The following is a 15,181-nucleotide window of genomic DNA, read 5'->3' on the forward strand; positions in this document are numbered from 1 at the left end:
ACAAATCCATACTATAAAATAAAGAAGGCAATTGTAAAGAAATCTATGAATCACTTCGCAATTGCCTGCTTCTTAAATCAAAAACTTAAAGAACTAGCCTCTTTTATTATTGTAATTATTTTGAGGTTTTCTATTTCTATTGTTGTTATTATTGTTATTGCTATTGTTATTGCTGCCAAAGTTGTTACGCTTCATATTGTTATTGTTATTTGACATACGAGGCTTACCACTACCACCACCGCCTTTCGACTGATAACCTGAAGAACTATTACTGCTGCTATGGCTATTATTATTTCCACCAGAGTTGCTCGTCGTAGGACCTTTGATACGATTTCCTGGGGGCGGGGTTTTAAAATCAAGTTTAGTCAATACCGTACCTTCAGGTAAAGTTAATTGATATCCTGACAATTCTTTCAGATCCTGAATAATCAATTCATCAGATACTGAATCCTTATTCCAGGTAACGTATGCCATTTTCATAAAATTAGCGATACCAATAACCATCTGCTCGCGCTTAGGTTCGTCGGTTACCTTCAACGCCTTATCGATCATTTTCTCTACTGTAAATCCATAATGTTTGAATTTAATCGAATGTTGCGGATAGCCTAAATGTTCAACTTCGTGTTTAACACTTTTTGCTGTAGCAATAGGATATGGCGAGTCGATATCAAGCTTAAAATCAGAGATAATCTGTAAGTGATCCCAAAGTTTATGCTTAAAATCTGAAACGTCTCTTAAATGTGGATTTAACACTCCCATCATGTCAATCACGATTTGGGCATGTTTATTTCTTTCTTCCTTTGTGGGTAAACTACAGATGTAATCTACCATATTTTGCACATTGCGGCCATATTCTGCAAGGATCAATTTTGGCCTAGTGCTGTTGTAGTCAAAGTTCATATAGCTAATATAAGTACCTAATTAAACGGTTAAGATCTCGTTTTGGTATTTTATTATTGAATTATTCTAAGTTTTGCAAATTTAAGCAACAATTGTTTCTGTCCCAACTCTTTAAAGAAAATAGTTGCTTTTATATCTCCTTTGTTTCCTTCGAGATTGACAACTTTACCAAATCCAAAGCGTTCATGTTCAACTTCCATGCCGACCTGAAGATTTGATGTGTCAGAAGGAGCAAAACCCGCAGTAGGTTTGTGGGCTTTCGGCAGTATAGACGTTGTTTTAACCATCGCTTTAGGCTTAGGTTTAGAAAACGTATCATCACTGTCCTTTTGTTGCCATGCAATTCGTTCGCCTTGAAAACTGCCGGCTGAGGCGGAAGTTTGTCGTGGTTTAAAATCCAGTGCAAGACAAGCAGGATTCAATTCATCCAAAAAACGACTGGGTTCGCAATTATTCAACGTTCCCCAACGATATCGCGAAGTAGCATACGAAAGTAGTAATTTTTTTTCAGCTCTCGTAACAGCAACGTAAAAAAGTCTTCGTTCTTCTTCTAATTCAGTCCTGGAATTCAATGACAACTGAGACGGAAACAAGTTTTCTTCTAGACCTACGATAAAAACAACGGGAAATTCAAGCCCTTTAGAAGAGTGTATTGTCATCAAAGAAACTGTATCCGCATTTGGATCTTTATCATTGTCGTCATTGGTCAATAACGCGATATCCTGCATATAGACGTCCAAACCACGGTCTTCAATATCTTCCCGTTCAGAAAACTCTTTGATACCATTGAGTAGCTCCTGAATATTTTCATAACGCGCCAACCCTTCTACCGACTTATCCTCGTAGAGTTCTTTCAAGATGCCACAGTGCTGTGCAATATGCATGGCGGTATCAAATGCATTGCTATTTTTAGCCAGCGCCTGAAAACTCTGTACCATCTGTGCAAAACCACCCACTGAGGTCGCACTACGACCATCCAGGAAATGTGCCGCATTAGCAACGACATCCCAAATACGATATTGATTTTGATCGGCAGCAATCATAATCTTTTCTATGGTTGTATCTCCGATTCCCCGGCGTGGATAATTGATCACACGTTTCAATGCTTCCTCATCATTAGGATTGAAGGTAAGACGGAAATAAGCGATCAGATCTTTAATCTCTTTCCGTTGATAGAAGGACGTACCACCATAGATCTTATAAGGTATATTGATCTTGCGCAGTGCCTCCTCCATCGCACGCGATTGGGCATTGGTACGATAAAGAATCGCAAAATCTTTGTAATAGAGCCCCTTTAAGGATTTTTCCTCAATAATCTGGTCTGCAACGATCTTTCCTTCTTCATTATCGGAAAAAGCACGTGAAACTTTGATTTTTTCCCCTTCTTCATTATCCGAAAAAACATTCTTTTCTAGCTGGTTCTGATTATTGGCGATCACCGAGTTTGCCGCATTGACAATCATTTTGGTGGATCGATAATTCTGCTCCAATTTGAAAATCTTCACGTCCGGATAATCTTTCTGGAAATTCAAAATATTCTGGATATTCGCTCCCCGAAAAGCATATATTGACTGCGCATCATCACCAACAACACAGATATTTTCATTGACTGCGGCCAGTCGTTTTACAATTAGATACTGAGAAAAGTTCGTATCCTGATACTCATCGACCATCAGGTAGCGGAATTGGTGTTGGTATTTGTGTAAGACCTCTGGATGCTTATTCAATAGAACATTTGTCTTGAACAGGAGATCGTCGAAATCCATGGCACCAGCGCGATAACAGCGTTGTGCATAGGTCATGTAAATCTGTCCCAATTGACCACGTCCATTCGAAATATCTTCGGCTAATATAGCTTCATTTTTATTGTATTCTTGTGGCGATATCAAGTTATTCTTGGCTTGTGATATCCGGCCATAAACATGATTGACATTGTACAATTTGTCATCCAGATTCATCTCCTTTAGGATGGCACGCAACAGACTTTTGGTATCGTCTGTATCGTAGATGGTAAAATTTCTAGGGTATCCTATTAGTTCAGCTTCTACGCGAAGTATCTTTGCGAATACGGAGTGGAATGTTCCCATCCAAATATTTTTCGCTTCGCTCCCTACCACGGAAACAATACGCGCGCGCATCTCCTTGGCCGCTTTATTCGTAAATGTCAACACCAAGATATTGAATGGATCAACGCCCTTTTGAATCAAATGTGCAACACGATAGGTAATTACCCGTGTCTTTCCTGAACCGGCTCCTGCAACAATCATGACAGGGCCCTCTGTTTGCTCTACGGCTCCTCGCTGTGAAGGGTTTAAACCCGCTAAATAATCCAAATTAACTCCTTAAATTTTAAAACCTGAGAATAGGGTATAAAAGTACAAATTTCCTATTGATCACTAAGGCAATCATGCCAATATTTTTGCACAAAAAAATCCGACAATTTAAAATCGTCGGATTTTTATAGTATCACTTGTGTTTAACCTCTGCTATTATAGTTTGGTGACTCTTTCGTAATAGAGATATTATGCGGATGAGACTCTCTCAATCCAGCACCCGTAATACGAACGAATTGTGCATCTTGCAGTTTTTCGATCGTTGCAGCACCACAATAACCCATTGAAGCACGTAATCCACCGATATATTGGTACACAACTTCAGCCAATGTACCTTTATAAGGGACACGGCCAACAATACCTTCAGGGACTAGTTTTTTGATATCATCTTCTACATCTTGGAAATAACGGTCTTTAGAACCTTTTTCCATTGCTTCGATAGATCCCATACCACGGTACGATTTAAATTTACGTCCTTCGTAAATGATAGTCTCTCCGGGAGCTTCTTCCACTCCGGCAAATAAAGATCCAGCCATAATTGTGCTTGCTCCAGCAGCGATAGCTTTTGCGATATCACCTGTTTGCTTGATACCACCATCAGCAATCAAAGGTACTCCTGTTCCTTTAAGTGCTTTAGCCACTTCATATACAGCGTAAAGCTGAGGAACACCGACCCCTGCAATAATACGAGTTGTACAGATCGAGCCAGGTCCGATACCTACTTTTACAGCATCTGCACCAGCTTCAGCCAATGCTGTTGCGGCTGCGCCTGTTGCAATATTCCCTACGATCACCTGCAGTTCTGGAAACTTGGATTTCACCAATTTCAATTTATCAATAACACCTTTAGAGTGTCCATGTGCCGTATCAATCGTTACCACATCCACACCAGCTTTTACCAAAGCCTCAACCCTATCCAATGTATCTGGAGTAACACCTACTGCTGCACCTACTAGTAAACGGCCGTGGCTATCTTTAGCTGCATTCGGATAATGCTTATATTTTTGGATATCCTTAAAAGTGATCAAACCCTTCAAGATACCTTCGTTGTTGACAACAGGAAGTTTCTCAATTTTTTCGTTCTGAAGAATTTCTTCTGCTTTTACCAAATCCGTTCCTTCGGGAGCAACGACAAGATTATCTTTCGTCATCAGCTCATTGATCGGACGAGTCATATCTTTTTGAAAGCGAAGATCACGATTGGTTACGATCCCCACTAATTGGCCTTTTTCATTAACCACTGGAATTCCCCCAATCTTATGTTCCTTCATAATATTAAAGGCATCACCAACAGTAGCATTAGCTAATAGTGTTACTGGATCTTGGATCATACCACTTTCAGAACGCTTTACTTTGCGAACTTCAGCAGCTTGCTCTGCAATAGTCATGTTCTTATGTAACATACCAATACCGCCCGCTTGTGCTATAGCAATTGCTAAATCAGCACCAGTTACCGTATCCATTGCCGCAGAAACCAATGGAATATTTAATTTGATTTTTTTTGTCAGTGAGGTACTCGTATCGACGTCACGTGGTAAAATTTCAGAATAAGCTGGAATTAATAAGACGTCATCGTAAGTGAGACCTTCTGCTACGAATTTTTGTGGATCTAATTGCATGGCAAATATGTATTGGGTTTTCTATTTGCCAGGCAAATCTAAGAAAAATAAGCAATATAAAAAAATAAAATAAACAAATTACAATCGCTAGACAAATTAGAACGGTTATGAATTGACACAAAAGATCATCCCAGCTGAGTGCATCCTTTTTTTGGCAAGCTATTTGCTTTTGGTTACACGAAAAGTAATTTTAATTAATGAAAATATAAAGTAAAGATAATTATGAAAAAGACCTTACTCTCATTAGCTGCTGTTGCAGCATTAGCATTTGGTGCACAAGAAGCGAAAGCTCAATCACCACAACGTGCCGCTATTGGTGTTGTTTTTGACGGAACTGGTGGTGATCTTTGGGGTGTTCAATACAAGCAATCTTTTGGTGGAACAAACAATGGTCAAGCGCAAGTGATGTTTGATGACAACGTTGTTGCTGTAGGTGCGGATTATCAATATGCTAGACCATTCCGTGGTGTAAACGGATTAGGATGGTATGCAGGTGTTGGTGCTCAATTGACATTTGTTGACGCTGGTGACAACATTACTCTTGTTGGTTTGAGACCACAATTAGGTTTGGAATTTAAAATCCCTGCTGCTCCTATCGGATTTCACGCAGACTGGAAACCAGACTGGAGATTAAATCATGGCAATGATTTCGATGCTTCGACTTTCACTTTCGGTATTAAATATACCTTGAGATAGTATCAAAAAATTATAAAAAAAGGCCCTGCTCATGTTTGAGCAGGGCCTTTTTTTATAAAATAAATCCATTAAATATTTCTTTTTTTCAGCATTTCTTCTAATTTTATGCCTTTGACCTAAATGGCATAAATAAAGCTTTTCATTCTACAAAAATTTTATACCTTTGCCATTCTTGGTAAAGTGTGATTAAACAAGAACTAATTATCAATTACATAAACAGTATTTAACATTAAAATTAATACAATTAATAACAGACGATGCAAGGTAAAGGGCTGATTAAACTTTTAGTGATAGTGGTGTCATTAGCGTGTCTATACTCCCTATCATTTACTTGGGTGACCCGCAAGGTGGAGCAAGATGCTGAGAATTTTGCCAAAGGAGATTTGGCAAAAGAAAAGAGCTATCTAGACTCTATGGCAGGTGAAGTAGTGTACAATTTAGGTTTTGCGAAATACACCTATAGGGAAGCAAAAGCGAATGAACTGGCTTTAGGATTGGATTTAAAAGGTGGTATGAACGTTACCATGGAGATCTCATTGGATGAGTTGATCCGTAATCTGGCCAACAATCCAAAAGATGAGAAATTCAACAAAGCGTTGGAACAAGCGGTAGCAAAAAGCAAAACCAGTCAAAAAACGGTCGTAGCTTTATTTATGGAAGAATATAAATCCATTGGAGCTTCTACCCCACTTTCGACATTCTTTTCTACAAAAGACAACGCTTCTTTAATTAAACCGGGTGATTCTGATTCAAAAGTTGAATCATTCCTTCAAAAAGAAGCCGACAACGCCATTCAAAATTCGTACAAAGTACTACGTACACGTATTGACAAATTCGGTGTTGCTTCACCAAACATCCAGATTCAACAAGGTACAAACCGTATCTTAGTTGAGTTACCTGGTGTAAAAGACGAAAGCCGTGTCCGTAACCTACTTCAAGGTTCGGCGAAATTGGAGTTCTACGAAACTTTCACCAATCAAGAAGTTTACCCGCTATTAGAAAATATTGACAGAACATTAGCAACTACTTTAAAAGCTGCGCCGGCTGCGACAAATAATGCCGTTACTGACACAACGAAAAAGTCAGACGATTTATTGTCCAACTTAACCGGTGGTCAAAAAGACAGCAAAGCTAAAAAAGATAGTGCAGCGCTTAATCTGGGTCAGAAAAATCCATTCTTTGAGGCACTACGTCCAGCAGTTTATATGGGCGAAAACCAACAAATGGCACTTATGCCTGGCGCTATGGTTGGTATTGCTTCATTGAAAGATACAGCTAAAGTAAACGCTTATTTGCAACGCCCAGAAGTAAAATCAATTCTTCCAGGTAACTTAAAGCTTTTATGGGCGGTAAAACCAGAGCAAAAAACACCAGAGCAACTTTCCCTATATGCCATCAAAGCAGTAGGTGCGGATAATGGCGCGGTATTGACTGGTGACGTGATCACTGATGCAAATGCCAACTTTGATGAGAAAAACCAACCTGTCGTTGGTATGCAAATGAATAATGAAGGTGCACGTGAATGGAAGAAAATCACTGCAAAAGCGGCTCAAAATAGAGATGCTATCGCTATCGTCTTAGATAATGTAGTTTATTCCGCTCCTTCTGTTAATGGTGAAATTCCAAATGGTAGTTCATCAATTTCAGGTTCGTTTACTGTAGAGGATACAAAAGATTTAGCAAACGTATTGAAAGCTGGTCGTCTTCCGACTACAGCTAAAATCGTCGAAGAAGCAGTTGTCGGTCCTACGTTGGGACAAGCGGCTATTGATGCAGGTGTCAATTCAGCGGTAATCGGTATTATCGTTGTGATGATCTTCATGATTGCTTACTACAACACTGCAGGTATTGTGGCTAACATTGCTGTATTATTGAACGTATTCATTATCATGGGCGTATTAGCCTCACTCAATGCCGTACTGACCTTACCTGGTATTGCTGGTATCGTATTGACAATGGGTACAGCTGTCGATGCTAACGTACTTATCTATGAACGTATCCGCGAAGAATTGGGCTTAGGAAAATCAATTCGTCAGGCAGTTGCTGATGGATATAAACATGCTTTACCTTCTATCTTAGATTCACAGATTACCACATTCTTAATCGGTATCATCTTATTCTTATTTGGTAGTGGTCCAATTTTAGGTTTCGCAACAACATTGATGGTTGGTATTATCACATCATTGTTTACAGCAATACTTGTAACACGTGTTATTTTTGAATGGATGCTGGAAAAAGATATCAAAATTAAAGTATCTTTCCCTTGGTCTGCAAACACCTTGCATAATGCAAACTTCAAATTCGTTCAAAAACGTAAAGTATTCTATGCAATCTCTGTTGTAGCAGTATTAATTTCCGCAGCTTCTATTTTCACAAAAGGCTTCAGTTTAGGTGTAGATTTCCAAGGTGGACGTACCTATACTGTTCGTTACGATAAACCAGTTGATCCGGAAGCTGTTCGTACCAGTTTGGACGATATTTTCCAAAAAACAACTGAAGTAAAAGTATTTGGTGCATCAAACCAACTTCGTATTACGACAACGTATCATATTGAAGAAACTTCTGATGCTGCAGATAAAGAAGTATTGGATAAATTAAACCAAGGATTATCTAAGGTAGATGCTTCCAACAAGCATGAGATCCTGTCCTCACAAAAAGTAGGACCTAGTATCGCATCAGACATCAAATCAAGAGCGACTAGTTCAGCAATCTTCTCCATTATCATCGTCGCGGCTTATATCTTAATCCGTTTCCGCAAATGGGAATACTCTGTTGGTGCAGCTATTGCAACTATCCACGATGCAATTATTCTATTAGGTTTATTCTCCATATTAGATGGTATTGTACCATTCTCTTTGGATATCGACCAACACTTTGTGGCGGCCATCTTAACGGTAATCGCATACTCGGTGAATGATACCGTGGTTGTATTTGACCGCTTGAGAGAGTTCGTATCAAAACCTAATGCACATAACGAAGATCTTGGCGAGGTTGTAAATCACGCAATCAACTCGACATTAAGTAGAACAATCATTACTTCATTGACGATCATTTTCGTTCTTGCAGTCTTGTTCATCTTTGGTGGTGAAGTTATCCGTGGATTCTCTTTCGCGATCTTAATCGGTGTTATTGTAGGTACTTATTCTTCCATTATCCTGGCAGCGCCTTCTGTATACGACTTACGCAAAGGAAAGCACTTAGCTGAAGGTAATACAGCAAAAAAAGCTGAAGTAGTAAGACCATAATAAGTTTTAAAATAAAAAAAAAGGGCGTTCAAAAATTTGAACGCCTTTTTTATTGTATTCAAATTACTTGTTGCACTAAATAATTTTAGATATATTTGTTGTACTAAATATTTGTATGCTAAACGAAAAATTCGACCGTTATTCTTTCATCTTGGATCAAACGGCCAAAAAGGTAAAACAATTTGCACAATCGTCCTTTACAGAAAAGGGATTTGACATTACAGTGGATCAATGGGCTGTCTTAAAGGCACTATATGAAACTGACCAGCTATCGCAGAAAGAATTAGCTAAACGATGCGGCAAAGACCAACCCACCTTGACCCGTATCGTGGATATCTTACTGAAGAAAGGTTTGGCTGAACGTGTTATTGACGAGACGGACCGTCGGAGCCTCTATCTCCATTTGACGGAAGAAGGAAAACTTAAAGTGGCATCCTTATCCCCTATCGTTGCAGCGATCCGCATGAAAGCCTGGGAGAAATTAACGGAAAAAGATTTCGAGGATTTTACAAGAATATTAAACACCATTTACAACAATTTAAATGTATAATAGCTATGATAAATACTGATATTTGTATCATCGGTGCTGGACCAGTAGGATTGTTTGCAGTTTTTGAAGCTGGACTTCTAAAAATGAGATGCCATTTGATTGATGTTTTACCTCAAGTTGGCGGACAGTTATCCGAAATATATCCACACAAACCCATTTATGATATACCGGGTTACCCGAGCATCACAGCTCAGGAGCTTATTGATAATCAACTCGAACAGATAAAGCCTTTTGCGCCTACTTTTACGCTGGGTGAACGTGTCGAACAGATCGAAAAACAGGACGATGGTTCTTTTATCATCGCCACCAGTGATGACACAAAAGTGCATGCACAGGTTATTGTCATTGCCGGTGGACTAGGCTGTTTCGAACCCCGAAAACCCGAGATTCAAAATCTACATCTCTTTGAAGGTAAAGGGGTGGATTATATGGTAAAAGATCCCACCAAATATGCGGACAAACGGATTGTGATTGCCGGCGGAGGGGACTCTGCGCTGGATTGGACTTACCATTTAGCTGATATAGCCCAGCAGGTCACACTCATTCATCGCAGTGATTCTTTTCGGGGAGCACCCGATTCAGCAGAAAAAGTCTTTAAATTGGCCCAACAGGGTAAAATCAATTTACTTTTGTCCCATAATCTGAGCAATATACACGGAAATGGCACGCTTACAGCAGTTGAAACGATAAATAAGGATAAGGAAACGATTGCGGTCGAAGCGGATTATTTCATTCCCTTATATGGCTTGACACCTAAGCTGGGTCCAATCGCTGACTGGGGATTAAATATTGATAAAAATGCAATTGAAGTCAATACCTACGATTATTCGACCAATGTCGAACGTATTTATGCCATTGGCGATATTAATACCTATCCCGGCAAATTAAAGCTGATCCTCTGCGGTTACCATGAAGCTGCTCTGATGTGTCAAAGTGCATTCAAATTTGTTTACCCGGATCAAAAGTTAACATTTAAATATACAACCGTAAACGGTATCAATACTTTTTAATCATGGAAGATAATTTGATACAAGTAACTGTCGTCGATCGCGATGGTTCGGAAAATACAATCGAGATACCTACAGATATCAATCTATCGCTGATGGAAATTTTAAAGGCCTCGGCATACGATATATTGGCTACCTGCGGAGGTATGGCACTATGCGCTACATGCCATGTTGAAGTACTTGAAGGCCTGGATAATCTTCCGGAAGCCAGCGATCAGGAATTGGATATGTTAGATACCTTACCGGATGCAGATGGACAAAGTCGGCTTGCCTGTCAACTTCATCTTCATAATAATAACAACGGCATGAAAATCAAGATCAAAGGAGCGCTGCAGTAATCAGATCATTGTGTATAAAATACACAATGACTTTGTTATCTATGCAAGTTTTTTTTAGGCGCCTTTCTGAGGCATAAAAGACTTAAAACCAAAACACTACAAAATATTTTATTAAAAGAATTGACCTTATAACGATAAATTTCACAATGTATTGCCATAATAAATAAATATTTTTTAGTTTTTTGGTTCAAAATTTAAGATATTTGCAGCTTAATTCGATTGTACGAATTTTTACAACAAACTATTAAAAATATGCCAAGCAATAGTTCAAATAGAAAATTCCCAAGAGTAATCATTATTGGTGCTGGATTTGGAGGAATTGAAGTTGCTAAAAAGCTTAAAAATAAGGAGGTTGAAGTTCTCTTATTAGATAGAAACAACTTTCATACCTTTCAACCATTAATGTACCAAGTTGCTACTGGTACACTTTCGGCGGACTCTATTTCCTTCCCTGTCCGTAAAATGTTCAAAAATCAGGATAACTTCCATTTTAGACTTGCCGACGTAAAAAGCATCGATAATGAGGCTAAAATTGTTAAAACTGATATCGGAGATTTTGACTACGACTATTTGGTTGTTGCCACTGGTGCAACGACAAACTTTTTCGGCAATCAGCAAATTACAAAATATGCCTTGCCAATGAAAAACATCCAGGAGGCACTTAATATACGCAGTTATGTTCTTCAAAATCTTGAAGAAGCAGTAATGATCCCTAATCCTGAAGATCGTAAGCCCAATTTGAACTTTGTGATCGTTGGTGGTGGTCCTACTGGGGTAGAGCTTTCTGGCGCTATTGCAGAAATCAAGAATAATGTACTGGAAAAAGACTATCCTGAATTAAAGAAATCAGAGATGTCTGTTTACCTGGTGGAAGGCCTACCAAAAGTGTTGGCTAATCTATCGGAGAAAGCATCAAAAAATTCCGAAAAATATTTAAAAGATCTGGGTGTTGAGGTACTATTGAATGTACAGGTAACTGGATACGATGGTAACTCCATTACCTTCGCAGACGGTAGAAGTATCGAAACAAAAACAGTAATCTGGGGTGCGGGTGTTGCGGGTCAATATCCGGATGGATTCAAAAAAGAAGTTATCCAACGTGGTAACCGTATACAGACAGACGATCAATGTCGTGTCATTGATATGACGGGTGTTTATGCCATTGGTGACGTATCTGCATTTATTACAGACGATCTACCTCGGGGTTTACCGGGTGTTGCTCCCGTAGCACAACAACAGGGTGGCTATGTAGCCAAACACATCCTTCAGACAATGTCTAATCAACCTACCGAAAAATTCAGCTATTTTGACAAGGGTTCAATGGCCACAGTAGGGCGCAACAAAGCTGTTGTTGATATGGGTAAAATTCACTTCAGTGGTTTCTTCGGATGGATGACTTGGATGTTTGTCCACTTGATGTCCATTTATGGTTTTAGAAATAAGTTGATCACATTTGTAAACTGGACCGTGAAGTTTTTCACAAAAAACAGTGGTGTCCGCTTAATCTTCCATAAGTATGACGAGCCAACGCCTGAAGAACAAGCGAAAACGATACAATAAAAGTCGATAAATAAAGAATTGTAAAAGACAGGGTAACACTGTTTTTTATACAAAAAAGAGTGCTATTATTCAATGAAAATAATGGCACTCTTTTTTTTTTCGCCACCACCAAAAACGATCGGAAGTTGATCAAAAAAAAATATTTGATATTAAAATTTGGCAGCCACTCCCCATATCGTTGTCAAAGCTACTATCCTGAGAACCTCAGTGCTCATGTGGATAGCAAAGAATTCAAAAACACATTTTTAATTCCTGCTTGCTATTGCTTCCAATAAAAAATAAGTTACTGTTAGACGTAACAATTGTAGATTATATTCGTTAAATTTAAAGACAGTTTTTTCCAGATAGAATTTACTTGCAGAATATAGTTTTTTTTGATGTAGAACCTCAAAAAGATTAATTTTTTTTGTGTAGGTTTGCATATTATTTTAATATAGCTTAAGGATTAGCAAATGGGCTTATTTAATTGGTTTACGCAAGAAGTTGCGATTGACTTGGGTACTGCGAACACCCTGATAATTCATAATGACAAAGTAGTAGTGGATGAGCCTTCTATTGTTGCATTTGACCGCACCACAAACAAAGTGATTGCCATCGGTCGACAGGCCATGCAAATGGAAGGTAAAACACACGATAATATAAAAACGGTACGACCTTTACGTGATGGAGTAATTGCTGATTTTACAGCCGCTGAACATCTGATCAGAGGGATGGTAAAATTGGTTAACAATGGTAAGAGTTGGTTTTTTCCATCCTTGCGTATGGTAGTCTGTATTCCATCAGGTATCACCGAGGTAGAGAAGAGAGCTGTGCGCGATTCTGCAGAAATTGCGGGTGCCAAAGAAGTTTATCTGATCCACGAACCAATGGCAGCTGCCGTAGGTATCGGCATCGATGTGGAAGAACCAATGGGTAACATGATTATAGATATTGGTGGTGGTACGACAGAAATTGCTGTCATCGCATTATCTGGTATCGTATGTGATCAATCCATCCGTGTAGCGGGTGACAATTTTGATTCTGATATTGTTCAATACATCCGTAGACAACATAATATCATGATCGGTGAGCGTACTGCAGAAAAGATTAAAATTGAAGTTGGTGCGGCACTCCCTGAATTACAGGAGCCACCTGCGGATTTTGCAGTTCAAGGTCGTGACCTCATGACTGGTGTCCCTAAACAGATTACAGTTTCTTACACTGAAATTGCCCATTGTTTGGATAAATCAATTTCAAAAATCGAAGAAGCCATCTTAAAAGCACTTGAAATTACACCCCCAGAGTTGTCTGCCGATATCTATCAAACAGGTATCTATCTGACTGGTGGTGGCGCGTTATTACGTGGTTTAGACCGTCGTATTCAAGCGAAAACAAAACTTCCTGTACACATTGCCGAAGATCCTCTTCGCGCTGTTGTAAGAGGTACCGGTATTGCGCTTAAAAATATTGGTCGATTCAAATTCTTGATGCAATAATTAGCGTTCGATAATTAACAAGATTTTATTAAAGAGCGATATAATATGCAAAATTATTATATCGCTTGCTTATTAAATACCCACGATAAAAAATGAGAAACCTTTGGTTATTCCTGAGACGATATAATGCATTCTTTTGGTTTATCCTATTTTTTGGATTCTCATTATTTTTGATTATTACCAACAATTCGTTTCAACGCAACTCAGTGTTAAATTCGTCCAACAGTGTAATCGGGAACCTTTATGCAAAAGTAAACTCGTGGAAAAGCTACTTACATCTAGGTGAGACAAATGATGCCTTATCTAAAGAGAATGCACAGTTACGGAAAGACCTTCAAGCCTATAAATCAACGGATAGTATTAAGATCGGACCAGTACCGGTCATGGATAGCAGTGAATTTGGGCGTTACCAATTTATTATTGCAAATGTAATCAACAACAGTATCCATCAAAAAGCAAATACGATTACCTTGGATAGAGGTAGTAAAGATGGTATTGAAAAAGGCATGGGTGTCATTGCTCCAAATGGAGTTGTTGGTATCGTATTAAATGTGTCGCCTAATTTTTCCACTGTACAATCATTATTACATCCTGATACCCGTATATCGGTCACCTTGGGCCGTAGTGAGATCTTTGGTTCCTTAGTATGGGGTAACAACATCGATTATCGCGCAGCGACGGTTAAGGAGATTCCGAATCATATCAAAGTAAACAAAGGTGATAAAGTTTATACCTCTGGATATTCAGGGCATTTTCCTAAAGGTATTTTTGTGGGAACAGTTATTCAAACCGGCATTTCCTCTGGAGATGCATTCCTGGATCTTCGCATTCTTTTAAGCACCAATTTCTCTAATCTACAACATGTATATGTAGTAAAGGATTTATTAAGTAATGAATTAAAAACATTGGAGGAATCGACTAAAGACAATGGCTAGGATTTTAATATTTAATTTTATTCGATTTATCGTCTTGATTGGAATGCAAGTATTTTTGTTCCAAAATATTGGCTATTATAACTTGGTTGCGGCATTTCCCTATATTTTATTTATCTTTTTGCTGCCGACCGGAACACCCAATTTCCTGGTTTACCTGATTGCTTTTCTAACAGGTTTGGCCGTTGATTCCTTTTACGATACATTGGGGGTCAACACTGCCGCATGTGTGGCTTTGGCTGCATTCCGAATTTTCTTTATGAAGATCACTCTTGAAGTAGAGGAACGGGACTCATTTCTTACACCAATGTTAGGGTTGATGAATGTGAGATGGTTTTTCTCCTATATCTTTTTTGGTACATTGATTCATCATACATTCCTGTATCTACTGGAATCTTTCTCCTTCCAACATATTCAATACACACTGCTCAGTATTGTTTTAAGTTGTATATTTACGGTAATTATCATGCTGTTATTTAGCATATTATTCTACAAAAAGAAAGATCGATTGTAGTAGATCGGTGAA

At 38.7% G+C, this 15,181-nt stretch carries 12 protein-coding genes; 9 read left to right on the forward strand and 3 right to left on the reverse strand.

The genetic code is table 11. The annotated features are described in order from the left end of the window. Positions 1–93: 93 nt before the first annotated feature. The 3 genes from M2408_RS16710 to guaB form a co-directional block, all read right to left on the reverse strand. The gene (locus M2408_RS16710) at positions 94–900 is read right to left on the reverse strand and encodes a DUF4290 domain-containing protein (RefSeq protein WP_259183501.1); all 807 of its coding nucleotides are present in this window, start codon (positions 898–900) and stop codon (positions 94–96) included. Positions 901–953: 53 nt separating this feature from the next. After that, complete coding sequence (locus M2408_RS16715; RefSeq protein WP_259183503.1) at positions 954–3,233, reverse strand: ATP-dependent helicase; 2,280 nt, start codon at positions 3,231–3,233, stop codon at positions 954–956. A 143-nt stretch (positions 3,234–3,376) separates the two neighbouring features. Then, positions 3,377–4,852 (reverse strand): IMP dehydrogenase, encoded by a 1,476-nt coding sequence (guaB, locus tag M2408_RS16720; RefSeq protein WP_259183504.1) that lies wholly within the window; start codon positions 4,850–4,852, stop codon positions 3,377–3,379. 222 nt (positions 4,853–5,074) lie between these two features. On the opposite strand from guaB, the gene M2408_RS16725 reads away from it, so the two are divergent. From M2408_RS16725 to M2408_RS16765, 9 genes are all read left to right on the forward strand, one after another. Beyond that, complete coding sequence (locus tag M2408_RS16725) at positions 5,075–5,548, forward strand: hypothetical protein (RefSeq protein ID WP_120261948.1); 474 nt, start codon at positions 5,075–5,077, stop codon at positions 5,546–5,548. Positions 5,549–5,805: 257 nt separating this feature from the next. Continuing rightward, positions 5,806–8,793 (forward strand): protein translocase subunit SecDF, encoded by a 2,988-nt coding sequence (gene secDF / locus M2408_RS16730; RefSeq protein WP_259183508.1) that lies wholly within the window; start codon positions 5,806–5,808, stop codon positions 8,791–8,793. 115 nt (positions 8,794–8,908) lie between these two features. Further along, positions 8,909–9,343, forward strand: coding sequence for a MarR family winged helix-turn-helix transcriptional regulator (locus M2408_RS16735; protein WP_259183512.1), 435 nt, complete (start codon positions 8,909–8,911; stop codon positions 9,341–9,343). Between the two features lie 5 nt (positions 9,344–9,348). Further along, positions 9,349–10,353 (forward strand): NAD(P)/FAD-dependent oxidoreductase, encoded by a 1,005-nt coding sequence (locus tag M2408_RS16740; protein ID WP_259183513.1) that lies wholly within the window; start codon positions 9,349–9,351, stop codon positions 10,351–10,353. Between the two features lie 2 nt (positions 10,354–10,355). Beyond that, positions 10,356–10,688 carry a (2Fe-2S)-binding protein gene (locus M2408_RS16745; RefSeq protein WP_259183515.1) on the forward strand — a complete coding sequence of 111 codons (333 nt, stop codon included), beginning with the start codon at positions 10,356–10,358 and terminating at the stop codon, positions 10,686–10,688. A 252-nt stretch (positions 10,689–10,940) separates the two neighbouring features. Beyond that, entirely contained in the window at positions 10,941–12,248 is a 1,308-nt protein-coding gene (locus M2408_RS16750) for an NAD(P)/FAD-dependent oxidoreductase (protein ID WP_259183516.1), read from the forward strand. 452 nt (positions 12,249–12,700) lie between these two features. Then, positions 12,701–13,723, forward strand: coding sequence for a rod shape-determining protein (locus M2408_RS16755; RefSeq protein ID WP_028071379.1), 1,023 nt, complete (start codon positions 12,701–12,703; stop codon positions 13,721–13,723). Between the two features lie 92 nt (positions 13,724–13,815). Beyond that, entirely contained in the window at positions 13,816–14,658 is an 843-nt protein-coding gene (gene mreC / locus M2408_RS16760) for a rod shape-determining protein MreC (RefSeq protein ID WP_259183524.1), read from the forward strand. After that, complete coding sequence (locus tag M2408_RS16765) at positions 14,651–15,169, forward strand: rod shape-determining protein MreD (protein WP_259183525.1); 519 nt, start codon at positions 14,651–14,653, stop codon at positions 15,167–15,169. Before mreC ends, M2408_RS16765 begins: the two co-directional genes overlap by 8 nt. Positions 15,170–15,181: the final 12 nt, after the last annotated feature.

It is taken from the genome of Sphingobacterium sp. BIGb0165 (assembly GCF_024810095.1).
In the GTDB taxonomy this organism is placed as follows: domain Bacteria; phylum Bacteroidota; class Bacteroidia; order Sphingobacteriales; family Sphingobacteriaceae; genus Sphingobacterium; species Sphingobacterium detergens.

Bases quoted from the DNA above. Each gene is read 5' to 3' on its own strand.
- M2408_RS16710 (WP_259183501.1), bottom strand. From the start codon at position 900: ATGAACTTTGACTACAACAGCACTAGGCCAAAATTGATCCTTGCAGAA.
- guaB (WP_259183504.1), bottom strand. From the start codon at position 4,852: ATGCAATTAGATCCACAAAAATTCGTAGCAGAAGGTCTCACTTACGAT.
- M2408_RS16725 (WP_120261948.1), top strand. From the start codon at position 5,075: ATGAAAAAGACCTTACTCTCATTAGCTGCTGTTGCAGCATTAGCATTT.
- secDF (WP_259183508.1), top strand. From the start codon at position 5,806: ATGCAAGGTAAAGGGCTGATTAAACTTTTAGTGATAGTGGTGTCATTA.
- M2408_RS16735 (WP_259183512.1), top strand. From the start codon at position 8,909: ATGCTAAACGAAAAATTCGACCGTTATTCTTTCATCTTGGATCAAACG.
- M2408_RS16740 (WP_259183513.1), top strand. From the start codon at position 9,349: ATGATAAATACTGATATTTGTATCATCGGTGCTGGACCAGTAGGATTG.
- M2408_RS16745 (WP_259183515.1), top strand. From the start codon at position 10,356: ATGGAAGATAATTTGATACAAGTAACTGTCGTCGATCGCGATGGTTCG.
- M2408_RS16750 (WP_259183516.1), top strand. From the start codon at position 10,941: ATGCCAAGCAATAGTTCAAATAGAAAATTCCCAAGAGTAATCATTATT.
- M2408_RS16755 (WP_028071379.1), top strand. From the start codon at position 12,701: ATGGGCTTATTTAATTGGTTTACGCAAGAAGTTGCGATTGACTTGGGT.
- mreC (WP_259183524.1), top strand. From the start codon at position 13,816: ATGAGAAACCTTTGGTTATTCCTGAGACGATATAATGCATTCTTTTGG.
- M2408_RS16765 (WP_259183525.1), top strand. From the start codon at position 14,651: ATGGCTAGGATTTTAATATTTAATTTTATTCGATTTATCGTCTTGATT.